Origin of the sequence: Streptomyces sp. NPDC101237 (assembly GCF_044767465.1) — a bacterium.
GTDB lineage: Bacteria > Actinomycetota > Actinomycetes > Streptomycetales > Streptomycetaceae > Streptomyces > Streptomyces gramineus.
Window position 1 is genome coordinate 18,899 of sequence record NZ_JBIWNY010000047.1, and the last position, 16,800, is coordinate 35,698.

Consider the following 16,800-nt stretch of genomic DNA (forward strand, 5'->3'; position numbering starts at 1 on the left):
TGCTCGCTTTCTGAAAAACGTGTCGTGGTGGGTCGGGCGCCTCAGGTCAGCCGACCGCGCCTTCCATCTGCAGCTCGATCAGCCGGTTGAGCTCCAGCGCGTACTCCATCGGCAGTTCCTTCGCGATGGGCTCGACGAAGCCGCGCACGATCATGGCCATCGCCTCGAACTCGGACAGACCGCGGCTCATCAGGTAGAAGAGCTGGTCCTCGGAGACCTTGGAGACGGTCGCCTCGTGGCCCATGGACACGTCGTCCTCGCGGACGTCGACGTAGGGGTAGGTGTCCGAGCGGGAGATGGTGTCGACGAGCAGCGCGTCGCACAGCACGTTCGACTTGGATCCGGCCGCGCCCTCGCCGATCTCGACCAGACCGCGGTAGGAGGTACGGCCGCCGCCGCGCGCCACCGACTTCGAGACGATGTTGGACGACGTGTTCGGCGCCATGTGGACCATCTTGGAGCCGGCGTCCTGGTGCTGGCCCTCGCCCGCGAAGGCGATGGAGAGGGTCTCGCCCTTGGCGTGCTCGCCCATCAGGTAGACGGCCGGGTACTTCATCGTCACCTTGGAGCCGATGTTGCCGTCGATCCACTCCATGGTGGCGCCCTCGTAGGCGACGGCGCGCTTGGTGACCAGGTTGTAGACGTTGTTCGACCAGTTCTGGATGGTCGTGTAGCGGCAGCGCGCGTTCTTCTTGACGATGATCTCGACGACCGCGGAGTGCAGCGAGTCCGACTTGTAGATCGGGGCGGTGCAGCCCTCGACGTAGTGCACGTAGGCACCCTCGTCGACGATGATCAGGGTCCGCTCGAACTGGCCCATGTTCTCGGTGTTGATCCGGAAGTAGGCCTGGAGCGGGATCTCGACGTGCACGCCCTTCGGCACGTAGATGAAGGAGCCGCCCGACCACACGGCGGTGTTCAGCGAGGCGAACTTGTTGTCACCGACCGGGATGACCGTGCCGAAGTACTCCTTGAAGAGCTCCGGGTGCTCCTTGAGCGCGGTGTCGGTGTCCAGGAAGATGACGCCCTGCTCCTCCAGGTCCTCGCGGATCTGGTGGTAGACGACCTCGGACTCGTACTGGGCGGCGACACCGGCGACCAGGCGCTGCTTCTCCGCCTCCGGGATGCCCAGCTTGTCGTAGGTGTTCTTGATGTCCTCGGGCAGGTCCTCCCAGGACTCCGCCTGCTTCTCCGTGGAGCGCACGAAGTACTTGATGTTGTCGAAGTCGATCCCCGACAGGTCGGAACCCCAGTTCGGCATCGGCTTCTTCTCGAAGAGGCGCAGGCCCTTGAGGCGGAGCTTGGTCATCCACTCCGGCTCGGACTTCTTCGCGGAGATGTCCCGGACGACGTCCTCGTTGATGCCGCGCTTGGCGGAGGCGCCGGCGGTGTCGGAGTCGGCCCAGCCGTATTCGTACTTGCCCAGGCCCTCGAGTTCGGGGTGGGCAGTCTCCGTGGGGAGAGTCATGCGGGGTTCCTCCCGGCCGTGCTAGCAGATGCGTCAGTGGAAATCTTGGGGATGAACGTCGTGCAGACGCCGTCGCCGTGCGCGATGGTCGCCAGCCGCTGGACGTGCGTTCCGAGCAGCTCGGCGAAGATCTCCGTCTCCGCCTCGCACAGCTGGGGGAACTGCTCCGCGACATGGGCGACCGGGCAGTGGTGCTGGCACAGCTGCTCGCCCTTCTGCGGAGGGGGCGCGCTGCGCGCCGTGGCAGCGTACCCGTCCCGGCTCAGGGCCTTGGCCAGCGCTTCCGCGCGGTCGTCGGGGCTCACGGACTCGATCGCCGTGCGGTAGGCGTTCGCCTGTGCGGCGATCCGGGCGCGGGCGAAGGCGGCGACCGCCTCCTGCCCGCCGCCCTGCTGGGCGATCCAGCGCAGGGCGTCGGCGGCGAGGGCGTCGTACGACTGGTCGAAGGCGTCGCGGCCGCAGTCGGTGAGGGCGAAGACCTTGGCGGGCCGGCCGCGCGTCCGCGCGCCGTAGACCCGCTGTTCGCGGGGGGCCACGACGTCGTCGGCGACCAGGGCGTCCAGGTGCCGGCGTACGGCCGCCGGGGTCAGGCCCAGGCGTCCGGCCAGCTCGGTGACGGTCGACGGGCCGTGGTCCAGGATCGACCGCGCGACCCGGTTGCGCGTCGAACGCTCACCGGTCGCGAGTTCCTCCTGCGGGGTCCCCGTGGGGGTCTCCCGAGCCTCGCCGACGTTTTTCACAACGCCATTGTTGCGTAATTCCTCAGAGCCAGGCAAGCGCCGTCCGGTCCGCCCGGCGGTGCCCTGCGTCACTTAGGCTTACCTAATCCGACCTGCGCAAACGATCTTTGATCGATCATCCCCCGCCGGGTCCGGTGGCGTCCCGCCGCCCCGTCCGGAACACTCCACCGCCATGCCCACACCCCCTCCCACCGGCCCACTTGTCACGCGCGGCAGCCTCGTCGAACAGCTCCGCCGGCTCGGCGTCAGGGCCGGCGAGACCCTCCTCGCGCACACCTCGCTCCGTTCCCTCGGCTGGGTGAACGGAGGCGCCGTCACGGTCGTCGAAAGTCTTCTGGAAACACTCGGTCCGGACGGCACCCTGGTGGTCCCGGCCCAGTCCGGCGACCTCTCGGACCCGGCGCTCTGGCGCGACCCGCCGGTGCCCGAGCGGTGGTGGGCGCAGATCCGGGCCACCATGCCGGCGTACGACCCGCGGATCACGCCCACGCGCGGGGTCGGCGTGGTCCCGGAGACCGTGCGGACCTGGCCGGGCGCGCTGCGCAGCGCGCACCCGCAGACCTCCTTCGCCGCGATCGGGCGCCGGGCCGCCGACGTCGTCGACGGCCACGCCCGCGACTGCCGGCTCGGCGAGCGCAGCCCGCTGGCCCGCCTGGAGAGGCTGGACGCGCGCGTGCTGATGCTCGGCACCGGGTACGCCACCTGCACCTGCTTCCACCTGGCCGAGTACCGCGTACCGGCACCGCGCGTCCCGGTCGGCCGGCCCGCTCCCGGCGGCGGCTGGGAGGTGGTGACCGAGGTGTCGGTCACCTCCGCCGGCTTCGGCGACCTGGGCCACGACTTCGAACGCGACCGGCCCGTCGTCGTCCGCGGTCCCGTCGGCGCGGCCGAGGCGCGGCTCTTCCCGCTGCGTGAGGCGGTGGCCTATGCCGAGCGGTGGCTGCCCGTGCACCGACCCCGTGAGGAGGAGATCTAGTACCCGGCCGTCCGGGTGACGGCGGCCGTACCTAGACTCTGTCCCCATGCGAAGTGAGCCCGTGGTCCAGGTGCGGGACCTGGTGAAGCGGTACGGCACGAAAACCGCCGTGGACGGCCTCGATCTGGTCGCCCACCCGGGGGTGACCGCCGTACTCGGCCCCAACGGAGCGGGCAAGACGACGACGATCGAGACCTGCGAGGGCTACCGCAGACCGGATGCCGGCTCGGTGCGCGTCCTCGGCCTCGATCCCGTGCGCCAGTCCGCCGAGCTGCGTCCCCGGGTGGGCGTGATGCTGCAGTCCGGCGGCGTCTACTCGGGCGCCCGCGCGGACGAGATGCTGCGGCACGTGGCGAGACTGCACGCGCATCCGCTGGACGTGGACGCGCTGATCGAGCGGCTGGGCCTCGGCGGTTGCGGCCGCACCTCCTACCGGCGGCTCTCGGGCGGTCAGCAGCAGCGGCTCGCCCTCGCCATGGCCGTGGTCGGCCGCCCGGAACTGGTCTTCCTCGACGAGCCGACCGCCGGCCTCGACCCGCAGGCCCGCCGGGCCACCTGGGACCTGGTGCGGGACCTGCGCGCCGACGGCGTCTCGGTCATCCTCACCACCCACCACATGGACGAGGCCGAGCAGCTCGCCGACGACGTCGCCGTCATCGACGCGGGCCGCGTGATCGCCCAGGGCTCCCCCGAGGAGCTGTGCCGGGGCGGCGCCGAGAACACCCTGCGCTTCTCCGGCCGCCCCGGCCTCGACGTGGGCTCGCTCCTCAAGGCGCTCCCGACCGACTCCTCGGCGGCCGAGCTGACCCCGGGGTCCTACCGGGTCATGGGCAAGGTCGACCCCCAGCTGCTGGCCACGGTGACCTCGTGGTGCGCCCAGCACGGGGTGATGCCGGACCGCATCTCGGTGGAACGGCACACGCTGGAGGACGTCTTCCTGGAGCTGACCGGCAAGGAGCTGCGCTCATGACCACCGCGACGGGCACCTACACCCCGAAGCCGGGTGCCGCCCCGCTGCCCCGCATGATCGCGGCGCAGGCGGCCCTGGAGACCAGGATGCTGCTCCGCAACGGCGAGCAGCTGCTGCTCACGGTCGTGATCCCGACCCTGCTCCTCGTCCTGTTCAGCACGGTGGACATCGTGGACACGGGCAGCGGCAGGTCGGTCGACTTCCTGGCCCCCGGCGTCCTCGCCCTCGCGGTCATGTCCACGGCCTTCACCGGCCAGGCGATCGCGACCGGCTTCGAGCGCCGCTACGGCGTCCTGAAGCGGCTCGCCTCCTCGCCGCTGCCCCGCTGGGGCCTGATGACGGCGAAGACGGCGTCGGTCCTGGTCACCGAGATCCTCCAGGTGATCCTGCTGACCGCGATCGCGCTGGCCCTCGGCTGGTCCCCGCACGGCAACCCGCTCGCCGTCCTGCTCCTGCTGGCCCTCGGCACGGCCGCGTTCTCCGGCCTCGGCCTGCTGATGGCGGGCACCCTCAAGGCGGAGGCGACGCTCGCCGCCGCCAACCTGGTGTTCCTGCTGCTGCTCGTGGGCGGCGGGGTCATCGTCCCGCTGGACCGGTTCGGCGGCGCCCAGGGGGTGCTCTCCCTGCTGCCCATCTCGGCCCTCTCGGGCGGCCTGCGGGACGTCCTCGCCGACGGCGCGGGAACGCCGTGGCGGGACCTGGCGGTCCTCGCGGTGTGGGCGGTGCTGGGGCTGGGTGCGGCGGGGCGGTTCTTCCGCTGGGAGTAGGCCGCGGGCCGCGGCCCACCGGTGTCCGGCCCGTCCCCGAGAGGCCGGATCCGGCACGGCACGGACGCCCGAGCACCGACCCAAGTGAATTCATGCACAAGCGTCCCCCTACGATGGGGAGCGTGCCAAAGCTGACCCCCGCCGACGCCGTCGCGGCCGTGCGCAACCCGCTCGCCTTCATCGCCGACCGCTGGACGCCGGATCCCCGGACCGTCCGGCGCGCCGCCCTCGCCGCTCTCGTGATGTCGGTGGTCATCGTGGTCACCGGAGGCGCGGTGCGGCTCACCGGGTCCGGCCTCGGCTGCCCGACCTGGCCCGAGTGCACCGACGGCTCGCTGACCCCGACGAACGCGCTGAGCTACCACAGCGCCATCGAGTTCACGAACCGCATGCTGACCTACGTGCTGTGCGCGGCGGTCGGCTGGGCGATCATCGCCGCCCGCTCCGAGAAGCCGCACCGGCGCAGCCTGACCCGGCTGGGGTGGGCGCAGTTCTGGATCGTGATGGGCAACGCGATCCTCGGCGGCATCGTGGTGCTGGTCGGCCTGAACCCGTACACCGTCGCCGCGCACTTCCTGCTGGCGACGGCCCTGATCACCGTCGCCGCCGTGATGTGGCAGCGCACCCGTGAGGGGGACGGCCGGCCGCGGCTGCTGGTCGGCAAGGCCGTGCAGCAGCTGGTGTGGGCCCTGGTCGCGGTGTCGTCGCTGCTCATCGCCGCGGGCACGGTGGTGACCGGCGCCGGACCGCACCCGGGTGACTCCGGCGAGGTGGAACGCATCGACGTCAGCTGGTCGGGCGTCGCCGAGCTGCACGCGGTGTTCGCCTGGATCGTGGTGTCGCTGACCTTCGCGCTGTGGTTCTTCCTCAAGGGCGTCGGCGCTCCCCAGGGCCCCCGTGACCGCGTCCGGGACCTGTTCCTGATCCTGCTCGGTCAGGGCGTGATCGGATACGTCCAGTACTTCACGCACCTGCCCACCGTGCTGGTGGGGCTCCACATGTTCGGCTCCTGCCTGGTGTGGATCGGCGTGCTGCGCGTGCTGCTCTCGCTGCGCGAGCGCGCCGAGGTGAGCGCCGACGTGCCGGTTCAGTCGTACGACGCCGTGAGCGCGTCGATCGCCGGACCCAAGTAGGCGCGGGTCAGCCGGGCCCTGCGGGCCGTCCACTCCTCGGTGCGCGGCCGGGGCCCGGCGTAGCGGCGGGCGCGGATGTCCTCGACGACCTCGACGGGCGCCCCGAGTCCGGGGAGCAGGTCCAGCGCCTCGCGTTTGGAGATCAGCCGTCCCTCGCGCACGGTGACGGTCGCCCGGGCGAAGGTGATCATGCCCAGGTCGACCCAGACGTCCCTGGTCCACAGCCGGGCGTCGGCGAGGGCCGGCCGGTAGAAGTCCCGCTGGTCGCGGACGACGTGGTCGCGCAGCTCCCGGTCCGCGACCGGAGGCAGCAGCTCCGCGGGCGGCCGCCCGTGCAGCACCCGCCCGAAGGCATGCAGCTCGCGCCGGGTCACCGGGCTGACCGGCCGCATGAACAACTGCTGGTGCGCCCAGGTCAGATGGCGGCGGGCGGTGTCGTGCACGGTGTCCGGGGCCAGGTAGGTGCAGTGCAGCCCGGCGGCCGGCTGCAGCGCGCGCAGCCGGGCGTGGGCCACGGCCACCCGCCACACGACGGCCGGGGTCACGGGGCCCGGCAGCACCGCGATCAGGTCGAGGTCGCTGCGGCCCTCCTGGTAGTCGCCGGCGGCGAGCGAACCGTGCGCCCAGACGGCGACCGGATCCAGCGCCGTCAGCTCGCCGGTGAAGCGGGCCAGCAGGGTCTCGGTGTCCATGCGCCCAGTCTGTACGGTCACCCCAGCCCGTACACCCGTCTCGCGTTTCCCGCCGCGATCAGCCCGGCCACCCGCTGCGCGTCGGCCGGTGACCAGGCGTCGTCGGCGACCCAGCCGCCGAGCACCCGGGCGAGGGACTCGCGGAAGAGGCAGGCGCCGACCACGTGCAGCTCGGGCAGGCCGTGGGCGCCGCTGGAGAAGAGGATCTTGCCGAAGGGGGCCAGTTCCAGGATCTCCGCGAGGATCGTCGCGGCGCGGGCGCCGGTGCGCACCAGGGCCGCGCCCGAGTCGGCGTACACGTGCGGGAAGACGCCGGCGAGGTGGGCGGCGTGGCGGTGGTACGGGTAGCCGTGCAGCAGGATCAGGTCGGTGCCGAGGCCGGCGGTGGCGCGCACGAAGTCGGTCAGCAGGACCGGGTCGGTGCGGTCGATCCGGGTGCCGGGCTCGCCGAGGCCCGCGTGCAGCTGGAGCGGCAGGCCGGAGGCGACGGCGATCCACAGCAGGTGCCGCAGCAGCACCGGGTCCGACAGCTCGCCGCCGACCCGGCGGCCCGCCAGCCAGCGGCCCGCCGCGCCGCGCACCTCACCGGGTCCCGGCGGTTCGGGCGCGAGGGCCAGGCCGTGCCGGAGTCCGGCGACGGAGGTGAAGGCGACCGCGGTAGCCGCGGCGCCGTGCACCGACTCGGCGAGGTTGGCGAGGAACGACTCGACGGTGCCCGAGGTGTCGGCGACCTGTTCGGCCAGGAGTTCCAGCCGGACGATCTCGCGTGCCTCGGCGTCACCGGTGGAGGCCATCTCGGTGGTGCCGGTGAGGTCGCCGGGCAGGCCGGTGTCGACGAGGTAGGTGGTGATGCCGCTGCCGCGCAGCAGCCGGCGGCCCGCCTCCAGGACGCCGAGTTCGCGGCGCCGGGCCAGGTAGCGGGCGGGCGGGCAGTGCGGTTCCAGGCCGAGGAGCGGGGGGCACCAGCGTCGTACGGCGAAACCGGTCTGGGTGTCGAAGAGGGTGGTGCCGGGGGCCGGGGGGCCTTCGGTGCGGGCGAGCTGGGCCTCGAAGGTGCCGAGGCCCAGTTCCGTACGGAGGACGCCGTGGCAGTACTGGTCCACCAAGGACGGCGTTTCGATCATCCGGGCTCCCCGTGGACGACGGTTGCTTGACCGTCTTAACGGGGGAACGGGGACGGAGGTCGCGGTCCGGGCACGGGTAGCGGCCGATCGGAGGCCGCGGGCCGCGCCTCGCCGCCCGCGCCGCCCCCCGTGCCCGGCGAGGGGCCGCTGTTCAGCCGCCGATCTGGATGCCGGCCATGCGCTTCCATTCGTACGACCCGGTCGTCACCTTCGCCGCGAACTCGCCGTCGAAGGACTCGTGGACCGTGATGCCGGACTTCGCCACCGCCTGCTCGGCGATCTCGTAGGTCGGGGCCACCAGGTCGCCCCAGCCGCCGTCCTCGCCGACGAGGACGATGCGGGCGCCGCGTTCGCCGATGTAGGCCACCTGGCCCTCGGCGCCGCCGTGGGCCTTGGCGAAGGCGCCGATCTGCTTCGCGAGGCGCGCGGCCCGGCGCTCGGCCTTCTGGTCCACCTCAACCTGCTGCGTGTCTGCCATGGACAGGATGCTACTCACCAGTAGATCGACTGGCGAGGGCAGGGCGGTGTGAGCTGTGTCAGCGCAGGAAGGGATCGACGGCCACGGCCACGAACAGCAGCGACACGTAGGTGATGGACCAGTGGAACAGGCGCATCTCCTTGAGCTTGCCGCCCGTCGCCCCGGACTTCGCGCGGTTCTGGAGCGCGTGCGCCTCCCAGAGCCACCAGCCGCCCGCCGCCAGCGCGACCGCCGTGTAGAACCAGCCCGTGTAGCCGAGCGGGGTCAGCAGGAGCGAGACCACGACCATCACCCAGCTGTAGATGACGATCTGCTTGGCGACCACCTTGTTGGAGGCGATGACCGGGAGCATGGGCACGCCCACGCGCGCGTAGTCCTCCTTCACCTTCATGGACAGCGGCCAGTAGTGCGGCGGCGTCCAGAAGAAGATGACGAGGAAGAGGATGAGCGGCGCCCAGGACAGCGAGTCCGTCACGGCCGACCAGCCGATCAGCACCGGCATGCAGCCGGCGATGCCGCCCCAGACGATGTTCTGCGAGGTACGGCGCTTGAGGATCATCGTGTAGACGACGACGTAGAAGAGCAGCGCTCCGAGTGACAGCCAGGCGCTCAGCCAGTTGACGGTGAGACCGAACAACAGGGTGGAGACGACCGCCAGGCTGATGCCGAAGACCAGGCACTCGCGCGGGCTGACCATGCCGGTCACCAGGGGCCGCTGCGAGGTGCGGTCCATCAGCGCGTCGATGTCCCGGTCGATGTACATGTTGAGCGCGTTGGCTCCGCCCGCGGAGAGATAACCGCCGACGCAGGTGAGCAGGACAAGCGTCATGTCGGGTACACCCCGCTGCGCCAGGAACATCACCGGAACGGTGGTGATCAGCAGCAGCTCGATGATCCGCGGCTTGGTCAGCGCCACGAAAGCCTTCACACGGGCGCCGGTCGGCGGCCGGTGACTCGGGCTCTCGCTCGCACCGAGTACCCCGGCTGGACGGGATTCGACGGCCGTCACGCACACCCCTGACAGAGACTCCCAGCGAGCCCAGCCGTGTGAACTCACGGTAAAGGCTCGCGCGTACCACGCCACTTTAGACGTTGCCCATACCCCGACCTTCGCGGGGGTGGGGTCGTGTTGGCGGGCGTCTCGGAAGAGGGGCGGGGTGACTCGATTGAGCAGTCAGATGAGCGGTTCCGTATTCATGTGCCGAATGCCTTCCCGGCCAGTCGGGAGGCGGATCCCCGCAAGGCCCGGCAGTCTGGAAACACTCGAAAAAACGCACGTCCTCACGGGGGTAGGCTCGACAGCGGCCGGTGGGCACCCAGTGCACCGGCAGCCGGTGCGGGCATGTGCCCGTGGACCGGTAACCGAACATGTGGAGAGGAGCCCTGACCCAGGGTGAGCACCAAGCCGACCACCACAGACCTCGACTGGACCGAGCTGGACCAGCGGGCCGTAGACACCGCCCGCGTCCTGGCCGCCGACGCCGTACAGAAAGTCGGCAACGGCCATCCGGGTACGGCGATGAGCCTGGCGCCGGCCGCCTACACCCTCTTCCAGAAGGTGATGCGGCACGACCCGTCCGACCCCGACTGGGTGGGCCGCGACCGTTTCGTGCTGTCCGCCGGTCACTCGTCGCTGACCCTCTACACGCAGCTCTACCTGGCCGGCTTCGGTCTGGAGCTGGAGGACCTGGAGGCCTTCCGCACCTGGGGCTCGAAGACGCCGGGCCACCCGGAGTACGGCCACACCAAGGGCGTGGAGACGACCACGGGACCGCTCGGCCAGGGTGTCGCCAACGCGGTGGGCATGGCCATGGCCTCCCGCTACGAGCGCGGTCTGTTCGACCCGGACGCGCCGCAGGGCGAATCCCCCTTCGACCACTTCGTCTACTGCATCGCCGGTGACGGCTGCCTCCAGGAGGGCATCTCCGCCGAGGCCTCCTCGATGGCCGGCCACCAGAAGCTCGGCAACCTGGTCCTGCTGTGGGACGACAACCACATCTCGATCGAGGGCGACACCGAGACGGCCGTCTCCGAGGACACCGTCAAGCGGTTCGAGGCCTACGGCTGGCACGTCCAGCGCGTCGCCCCGAAGCCGGACGGCGACCTGGACCCGCACGCCATCTACAACGCGATCGAGGCCGCGAAGAAGGTGACGGACAAGCCGTCCTTCATCGCGATGCGCTCGATCATCGCCTGGCCCGCCCCGCACGCGCAGAACACCGAGGCCGCCCACGGCTCGGCGCTCGGCGAGGACGAGGTCGCGGCCACCAAGCGCGTCCTCGGCTTCGACCCGGAGAAGCACTTCGACGTCGCCGAGGAGGTCATCGCCCACACCCGGCAGGCCGGGGAGCGCGGCGCGGCGGCGAAGGCCGAGTGGGAGAAGTCGTTCCAGCAGTGGCGTGACAACAACCCCGAGCGGGCCGCGGACTTCGACCGGATCGCCGCGGGCGAGCTGCCCACGGGCTGGGAGGAGAAGATCCCGGTCTTCGAGCCCGGCAAGGGCGTCGCCACCCGCGCCGCCTCCGGCAAGGTCCTGCAGGCCCTCGGCGCCGTCATCCCCGAGCTGTGGGGCGGCTCCGCCGACCTCGCCGGGTCGAACAACACGACCATCGACAAGGACAGCTCGTTCCTGCCGGCGGACAACCCGCTGCCGGGTGCGAACCCCTACGGCCGCACCATCCACTTCGGTATCCGCGAGCACTCCATGGCCGCGGAGATGAACGGCATCACCCTGCACGGCAACACCCGTGTCTACGGCGGTACGTTCCTCGTCTTCTCCGACTACATGCGCAACTCCGTGCGGCTGTCGGCGCTGATGCACCTGCCGGTGACGTACGTGTGGACGCACGACTCCATCGGTCTCGGCGAGGACGGCCCCACCCACCAGCCGGTCGAGCACCTGGCCTCGCTGCGCGCCATCCCCGGCCTGAACGTGGTCCGCCCGGCCGACGCCAACGAGACGGCGATCGCCTGGCGCCAGATCCTCAAGCGCTACACCAAGGAGTTCGGCAAGGGCGCCCCGCACGGCCTCGCGCTGACCCGCCAGGGCGTGCCGGTGTACGAGTCCAACGAGGACACCGCCAAGGGCGGTTACGTCCTCTTCGAGGCGTCGAACGGGACGCCCGAGGTCATCCTGATCGCCACCGGTTCCGAGGTGCACGTCGCCGTCGAGGCGCGCGAGCAGCTGGAGGCCGACGGCGTGCCCACCCGGGTCGTCTCCATGCCGTGCGTGGAGTGGTTCGAGGAGCAGGACCAGGGGTACCGGGACAGCGTCCTGCCGCCGTCGGTCCGGGCGCGGGTGTCGGTCGAGGCGGGCATCGGCCTCACCTGGCACAAGTACGTCGGGGACGCCGGCCGCATCGTTTCCCTGGAGCACTTCGGTGCTTCCGCCGACGGCAAGGTGCTCTTCCGGGAGTTCGGCTTCACTGCCGAGAACGTGGCCGCCAAGGCCCGGGAATCCCTCGCCGCCGCGCAGCGCTGACGCTCACATACGACACGTAGGAGATGTAATTCCATGACAGACGCACTCAAGCGCCTCTCCGAGGAGGGCGTCGCGATCTGGCTGGACGACCTGTCGCGCAAGCGGATCACGTCCGGCAACCTCGCCGAGCTGATCGACCAGCAGCACGTCGTGGGCGTCACCACCAACCCGACGATCTTCCAGAAGGCGATCTCGTCCGGTGACGGCTACGAGCAGCAGATCTCGGACCTCGCGGCCCGCAAGGTCACCGTCGAAGAGGCCATCCGCATGATCACCACGGCGGACGTCCGCGACGCCGCCGACATCCTGCGCCCGGTGTTCGACGCGACCGACGGCCAGGACGGCCGGGTGTCGATCGAGGTCGACCCGCGCCTCGCCCACAACACCAAGGCGACCGTCGCCGAGGCCAAGCAGCTGGCCTGGCTGGTGGACCGCCCCAACACGCTCATCAAGATCCCGGCCACCGAGGCGGGTCTGCCGGCGATCGCCGAGGTCATCGGCCTGGGCATCAGCGTCAACGTCACGCTGATCTTCTCGCTGGAGCGCTACCGCAAGGTCATGGACGCGTACCTGACCGGCCTGGAGAAGGCCAAGGAGCGCGGCCTGGACCTCTCGCTGATCCGTTCGGTGGCGTCGTTCTTCGTGTCCCGCGTGGACACCGAGATCGACAAGCGCCTGAACGACCTGGGCACCGACGAGGCCAAGGCGCTGCGCGGCAAGGCCGCCGTCGCCAACGCCCGGCTCGCCTACCAGGCGTACGAGGAGGTCTTCTCCTCCGACCGCTGGCAGGCCCTGGAGAACGCGGGCGCCCGCAAGCAGCGCCCGCTGTGGGCCTCCACCGGCGTGAAGGACCCGTCGTACCGGGACACCATGTACGTCGACGACCTGGTCGCGCCGAACACGGTCAACACCATGCCGGAGGCCACCCTCCTCGCGGTCGAGGACCACGGCCACATCACCGGCGACACGATCACCGGCACCTACGAGCAGGCCCGCGCCGACCTCGACGCCGTCGAGCGGCTGGGCATCTCGTACGACGACGTGGTCCAGGTTCTGGAGGACGAGGGCGTCGAGAAGTTCGAGGCCTCCTGGAACGACCTGCTCAAGTCGACCCAGGCGGAGCTGGAGCGCCTGGCCCCCTCGGAGGGCTAAATTGTCGAGCAGCAACCCGCTGCGTGACCCCGCAGACCGACGGCTCCCGCGCATCGCGGGACCGTCGGGTCTGGTGATCTTCGGCGTCACGGGCGACCTCTCCCGCAAGAAGCTCATGCCCGCGGTCTACGACCTCGCCAACCGGGGTCTGCTGCCGCCGGGCTTCTCCCTGGTCGGCTTCGCCCGCCGCGAGTGGGCCAACGAGGACTTCGCCGCCGAGGTCCACGACGCCGTCAAGGAACACGCCCGCACGCCGTTCCGCGAGGAGGTCTGGCAGCAGCTCATCCAGGGGATGCGCTTCGTCCAGGGCACCTTCGACGACGACGACGCCTTCGAGCGGCTCCGCTCCACCATCGAGGAGCTGGACAAGGCGCAGGGCACGGGCGGCAACTTCGCCTTCTACCTGTCCGTCCCGCCGCGCTCCTTCCCGGTGGTCATCCAGCAGCTGAAGAAGCACGGGCTGGCGGACCAGAGCGGCGGCTCCTGGCGGCGCGCGGTCATCGAGAAGCCCTTCGGCCACGACCTGAAGTCGGCCGAGGAGCTGAACAAGGTCGTGCACGAGGTGTTCGAACCGGACCAGGTGTTCCGGATCGACCACTACCTCGGCAAGGAGACCGTCCAGAACATCCTGGCGCTGCGCTTCGCCAACACCATGTTCGAGCCGATCTGGAACCGGTCCTTCGTGGACCACGTGCAGATCACCATGGCCGAGGACATCGGCATCGGCGGCCGGGCCGGCTATTACGACGGCATCGGCGCCGCCCGTGACGTCATCCAGAACCACCTGCTCCAGCTGATGGCCCTGACCGCGATGGAGGAGCCCGCCTCCTTCGACGCGGACGCGCTGGCCGCCGAGAAGGAGAAGGTGCTCGGCGCGGTACGGCTGCCGGACGACCTGGGCAAGCACACCGTGCGCGGCCAGTACGCGGCCGGCTGGCAGGGCGGCGAGAAGGTCATCGGCTACCTCGAAGAGGAGGGCATCGACCCGAGGTCGAAGACCGACACCTACGCCGCCGTCCGGGTCGAGATCGACAACCGCCGCTGGGCGGGCGTCCCCTTCTACCTGCGCACCGGCAAGCGGCTCGGCCGCCGCGTCACCGAGATCGCGGTGGTTTTCCAGCGCGCTCCGCACTCTCCGTTCGACCACACCGCCACCGAGGAGCTCGGGCAGAACGCGATCGTCATCCGCGTCCAGCCCGACGAGGGCATCACGGTGCGCTTCGGCTCCAAGGTGCCGGGCACGTCGATGGAGATCCGGGACGTGTCGATGGACTTCGCCTACGGCGAGTCGTTCACCGAGTCCTCCCCCGAGGCCTACGAGCGGCTGATCCTGGACGTGCTGCTGGGCGACGCCAACCTCTTCCCGCGCACGGAGGAGGTCGAGCTGTCCTGGAAGATCCTCGACCCGATCGAGGACTACTGGGACCAGCACGGCAGGCCCGCACAGTACAAGTCGGGCACCTGGGGTCCCGTCGAGGCCGACGAGATGCTCGCACGAGACGGACGGAGCTGGCGCCGGCCATGAAGATAGACCTCACGGACACCACGGCCGGCAAGGTCAACAAGGCGCTGGTGCAGGGCCGCCGGTCCATCGGCACGCCCGCCGTGGGCATGGTGCTCACCCTCGTCATCGTCACCGACGAGGAGAACGCCTACGACGCCCTCAAGGCCGCCGAGGAAGCCTCGCACGAGCACCCCTCGCGCACCCTGGTCGTCATCAAGCGGGTCTCCCGCTCCCCCCGCGACCGTACGGCGTCCCGCCTGGACGCCGAGGTCCGGGTGGGCGCGGACGCGGGCTCCGGCGAGACGGTGCTGCTGCGGCTGCACGGCGAGGTCGTCGACCACGCCGACTCGGTCGTCCTGCCGCTGCTGCTGCCGGACGCGCCGGTCGTCGTCTGGTGGCCGGTCAACGCCCCGCTCGACCCGGCGCAGGACCCGCTGGGCGCTCTCGCCCAGCGCCGGGTCACCGACACCTACTCCTCCGAGGAGCCCGTGCGGGAGCTGTCCGCCCGCGCGGAGACGTACACGCCCGGCGACACGGACCTGTCCTGGACCCGGATCACGCCCTGGCGCTCCATGCTGGCGGCGGCCCTGGACCAGGTGGTCTGCGAGGTCAAGGCCGTCGAGGTGGAGGGCGAGGAGTTCAACCCGAGCTGCGAGCTGCTGGCGATGTGGCTCGCGGACCGGCTGGACGTCCCGGTCAGGCGCTCCCTGTCGTCCGGCCCGGGTCTGACCGCGGTCCGGATGGCGACCAGCCATGGCGCGATCGCGCTGGACCGGGCGGACGGATCCCTCGCCACCCTGTCCATCGAGGGCCAGCCGGACCGGGCGGTGGCGCTGAAGCGGCGGGAGACGGCCGAGCTGATCGCCGAGGAACTGCGGCGGCTCGACCCGGACGACACGTACGCGTCGGCGCTGCGCTTCGGCGTGGACCGGCTGAACGCGTCGACGGCGCCCGAGGTCCCCGCCCCCGCGGCTCGGGCCCCGCGGGCCCAGGCCTCCGAGGACCCGGCGGCGAAGGACGGTGCGGCCGAGACGCCGGCCAAAGGAGAACCGGACACCCGGCAGGCAGCGGCCCCCGAAGCCGCTGCCGAGGCTCCCACGACAGAAGCGGCGCCCCAGGAACGGCCGCCGCTGACGAAGAGGGCGAAGGCGACATGAGCACTCCCCAGCTGGTCGTGCATCACGACAAGGAGCTGATGGCGCAGGCCGCCGCGGCCCGCCTGATCACGAAGATCGTGGACGCCCAGGCCTCCCGGGGCGAGGCGTCCGTGGTCCTCACGGGCGGCCGCAACGGCAACGGGCTGCTCGCGGCCCTGGCCGCGGCTCCGGCCCGGGACGCCGTCGACTGGGGCCGGCTCGACCTGTGGTGGGGTGACGAACGCTTCCTGCCCACGGGCGACCCGGAGCGCAACGACACCCAGGCCCGCGAGGCCCTGCTCGACCGGGTCCCGGTGGACCCGAAGCGCGTGCACGCCATGCCCGCGACGGACGGCCCCTGGGGCACCGACGTGGACGCGGCGGCCGAAGCCTACGCGGCGGAACTGGCCCGCGCGGCCGGTCCCGAGAACCACGGTTCGGTGCCCACCTTCGACGTCCTGATGCTGGGCGTCGGCCCGGACACCCACGTGGCCTCGCTCTTCCCGGAGCTGCCCGCGGTCCGGGAGACGGAACGCACCGTGGTGGGCGTGCACGGCGCCCCCAAGCCGCCGCCGACCCGCGTCTCCCTCACCCTGCCCGCCATCCGCTCGGCCCGTGAGGTCTGGCTGCTGGCGGCGGGCGAGGACAAGGCCGAGGCCGTCGCCATCGCCCTGTCGGGGGCCGGCGAGATCCAGGCCCCGGCGGCGGGTGCCCGGGGGCGCAGCCGCACCCTGTGGCTCCTGGACGCGGCGGCCGCCGCCCAGCTGCCCCGCGCGCTGTACCCGCCGGCTTCGCCGTGACACAGCGGTGAACCGGACCACATGAGGAAGCCCGCACGGCCCTGTGGCCGTACGGGCTTCCTCATGTGCGCGTCTAACGCCCGCGCAGCTCGCGGTACTTGGCGACCAGGGCCGTGGTCGACGGGTCCAGGCCTGGCACCTCGGCGCCCTCCGTCAGGGCCGGTTCCACGCGCTTGGCGAGGACCTTGCCGAGTTCCACGCCCCACTGGTCGAAGGAGTCGATGTTCCAGACGGCGCCCTGCGTGAACACCTTGTGCTCGTACAGCGCGATGAGCTGGCCGAGGACCGACGGGGTCAGCTCCCGGGCCAGGATCGTGGTGGTCGGCCGGTTGCCCTGGAACGTCTTGTGCGGGACGAGTTCCTCCGGGACGCCCTCCGC

The 16,800-nt window shown here is 71.2% G+C and carries 15 protein-coding genes and 1 pseudogene; 9 read left to right on the forward strand and 7 right to left on the reverse strand.

All coding sequences use genetic code 11. From position 1 onward, the window contains the following. Positions 1-46: 46 nt before the first annotated feature. Together sufB and ACIRQ9_RS38805 are read right to left on the reverse strand one after the other, a co-directional pair. Complete coding sequence (gene sufB, locus ACIRQ9_RS38800) at positions 47-1,468, reverse strand: Fe-S cluster assembly protein SufB (RefSeq protein ID WP_351326265.1); 1,422 nt, start codon at positions 1,466-1,468, stop codon at positions 47-49. Continuing rightward, on the reverse strand, positions 1,465-2,208 hold the full coding sequence (locus tag ACIRQ9_RS38805) for a helix-turn-helix transcriptional regulator (protein ID WP_404185021.1): 744 nt from the start codon (positions 2,206-2,208) through the stop codon (positions 1,465-1,467). The genes sufB and ACIRQ9_RS38805 overlap by 4 nt, the downstream gene beginning before the upstream one ends. Before the next feature lie 172 nt (positions 2,209-2,380). On the opposite strand from ACIRQ9_RS38805, the gene ACIRQ9_RS38810 reads away from it, so the two are divergent. The 4 genes from ACIRQ9_RS38810 to ACIRQ9_RS38825 all read left to right on the forward strand — a co-directional run bounded on the left by ACIRQ9_RS38810 (position 2,381) and on the right by ACIRQ9_RS38825 (position 6,054). Further along, complete coding sequence (locus ACIRQ9_RS38810) at positions 2,381-3,184, forward strand: aminoglycoside N(3)-acetyltransferase (protein ID WP_404185024.1); 804 nt, start codon at positions 2,381-2,383, stop codon at positions 3,182-3,184. A 46-nt stretch (positions 3,185-3,230) separates the two neighbouring features. Beyond that, positions 3,231-4,154, forward strand: coding sequence for an ABC transporter ATP-binding protein (locus tag ACIRQ9_RS38815; protein ID WP_404185027.1), 924 nt, complete (start codon positions 3,231-3,233; stop codon positions 4,152-4,154). After that, positions 4,151-4,921 (forward strand): ABC transporter permease, encoded by a 771-nt coding sequence (locus ACIRQ9_RS38820; RefSeq protein ID WP_404185030.1) that lies wholly within the window; start codon positions 4,151-4,153, stop codon positions 4,919-4,921. Before ACIRQ9_RS38815 ends, ACIRQ9_RS38820 begins: the two co-directional genes overlap by 4 nt. 113 nt (positions 4,922-5,034) lie before the next feature. Beyond that, positions 5,035-6,054, forward strand: a complete 1,020-nt coding sequence (locus ACIRQ9_RS38825) for a heme A synthase (protein ID WP_404185033.1) — start codon at positions 5,035-5,037, stop codon at positions 6,052-6,054. On the opposite strand, the gene ACIRQ9_RS38830 is transcribed toward ACIRQ9_RS38825, so the two are convergent. The 4 genes from ACIRQ9_RS38830 to ACIRQ9_RS38845 all read right to left on the reverse strand — a co-directional run bounded on the left by ACIRQ9_RS38830 (position 6,009) and on the right by ACIRQ9_RS38845 (position 9,363). After that, positions 6,009-6,746 (reverse strand): nucleotidyltransferase domain-containing protein, encoded by a 738-nt coding sequence (locus tag ACIRQ9_RS38830; protein WP_404185036.1) that lies wholly within the window; start codon positions 6,744-6,746, stop codon positions 6,009-6,011. The genes ACIRQ9_RS38825 and ACIRQ9_RS38830 overlap by 46 nt on opposite strands. Positions 6,747-6,763: 17 nt before the next feature. Then, complete coding sequence (locus ACIRQ9_RS38835; protein ID WP_404185038.1) at positions 6,764-7,870, reverse strand: amidohydrolase family protein; 1,107 nt, start codon at positions 7,868-7,870, stop codon at positions 6,764-6,766. Between the two features lie 151 nt (positions 7,871-8,021). Beyond that, on the reverse strand, positions 8,022-8,348 hold the full coding sequence (locus ACIRQ9_RS38840; RefSeq protein ID WP_351326279.1) for a hypothetical protein: 327 nt from the start codon (positions 8,346-8,348) through the stop codon (positions 8,022-8,024). A 58-nt stretch (positions 8,349-8,406) separates the two neighbouring features. After that, positions 8,407-9,363 (reverse strand): heme o synthase, encoded by a 957-nt coding sequence (locus ACIRQ9_RS38845; RefSeq protein WP_404185041.1) that lies wholly within the window; start codon positions 9,361-9,363, stop codon positions 8,407-8,409. A gap of 378 nt (positions 9,364-9,741) precedes the next feature. Here ACIRQ9_RS38845 and tkt point away from each other — a divergent pair, with 378 nt between their 5' ends. From tkt to pgl, 5 genes are read left to right on the forward strand one after another with little or no spacing between them, the layout of a single operon-like run. Then, a complete protein-coding gene (gene tkt, locus ACIRQ9_RS38850) occupies positions 9,742-11,829 on the forward strand; it encodes a transketolase (protein ID WP_404185044.1) in 2,088 nt (695 codons plus the stop codon). Positions 11,830-11,862: 33 nt separating this feature from the next. Then, positions 11,863-12,981: a transaldolase gene (gene tal / locus ACIRQ9_RS38855; protein ID WP_404185047.1), complete on the forward strand. Its 1,119-nt coding sequence runs from the start codon at positions 11,863-11,865 to the stop codon at positions 12,979-12,981. Position 12,982: 1 nt separating this feature from the next. Continuing rightward, positions 12,983-14,506 (forward strand): glucose-6-phosphate dehydrogenase, encoded by a 1,524-nt coding sequence (gene zwf / locus ACIRQ9_RS38860; protein ID WP_404185050.1) that lies wholly within the window; start codon positions 12,983-12,985, stop codon positions 14,504-14,506. After that, positions 14,503-15,642, forward strand: a complete 1,140-nt coding sequence (opcA, locus tag ACIRQ9_RS38865; protein WP_404185053.1) for a glucose-6-phosphate dehydrogenase assembly protein OpcA — start codon at positions 14,503-14,505, stop codon at positions 15,640-15,642. The genes zwf and opcA overlap by 4 nt, the downstream gene beginning before the upstream one ends. Beyond that, positions 15,639-16,421, forward strand: a complete 783-nt coding sequence (gene pgl, locus ACIRQ9_RS38870; RefSeq protein ID WP_404185056.1) for a 6-phosphogluconolactonase — start codon at positions 15,639-15,641, stop codon at positions 16,419-16,421. Before opcA ends, pgl begins: the two co-directional genes overlap by 4 nt. Before the next feature lie 73 nt (positions 16,422-16,494). Here the strand turns inward: pgl and ACIRQ9_RS38875 are convergent. Then, positions 16,495-16,800 (reverse strand): annotated as a pseudogene (locus ACIRQ9_RS38875) (glucose-6-phosphate isomerase); the annotation flags it as partial.

Coding starts and splice junctions, on each gene's coding strand:
- ACIRQ9_RS38815 (WP_404185027.1), top strand. CDS start 3,231: ATGCGAAGTGAGCCCGTGGTCCAGGTGCGGGACCTGGTGAAGCGGTAC.
- pgl (WP_404185056.1), top strand. CDS start 15,639: ATGAGCACTCCCCAGCTGGTCGTGCATCACGACAAGGAGCTGATGGCG.
- tal (WP_404185047.1), top strand. CDS start 11,863: ATGACAGACGCACTCAAGCGCCTCTCCGAGGAGGGCGTCGCGATCTGG.
- ACIRQ9_RS38825 (WP_404185033.1), top strand. CDS start 5,035: ATGGGGAGCGTGCCAAAGCTGACCCCCGCCGACGCCGTCGCGGCCGTG.
- ACIRQ9_RS38820 (WP_404185030.1), top strand. CDS start 4,151: ATGACCACCGCGACGGGCACCTACACCCCGAAGCCGGGTGCCGCCCCG.
- ACIRQ9_RS38810 (WP_404185024.1), top strand. CDS start 2,381: ATGCCCACACCCCCTCCCACCGGCCCACTTGTCACGCGCGGCAGCCTC.
- opcA (WP_404185053.1), top strand. CDS start 14,503: ATGAAGATAGACCTCACGGACACCACGGCCGGCAAGGTCAACAAGGCG.
- ACIRQ9_RS38835 (WP_404185038.1), bottom strand. CDS start 7,870: ATGATCGAAACGCCGTCCTTGGTGGACCAGTACTGCCACGGCGTCCTC.
- sufB (WP_351326265.1), bottom strand. CDS start 1,468: ATGACTCTCCCCACGGAGACTGCCCACCCCGAACTCGAGGGCCTGGGC.
- ACIRQ9_RS38830 (WP_404185036.1), bottom strand. CDS start 6,746: ATGGACACCGAGACCCTGCTGGCCCGCTTCACCGGCGAGCTGACGGCG.
- ACIRQ9_RS38840 (WP_351326279.1), bottom strand. CDS start 8,348: ATGGCAGACACGCAGCAGGTTGAGGTGGACCAGAAGGCCGAGCGCCGG.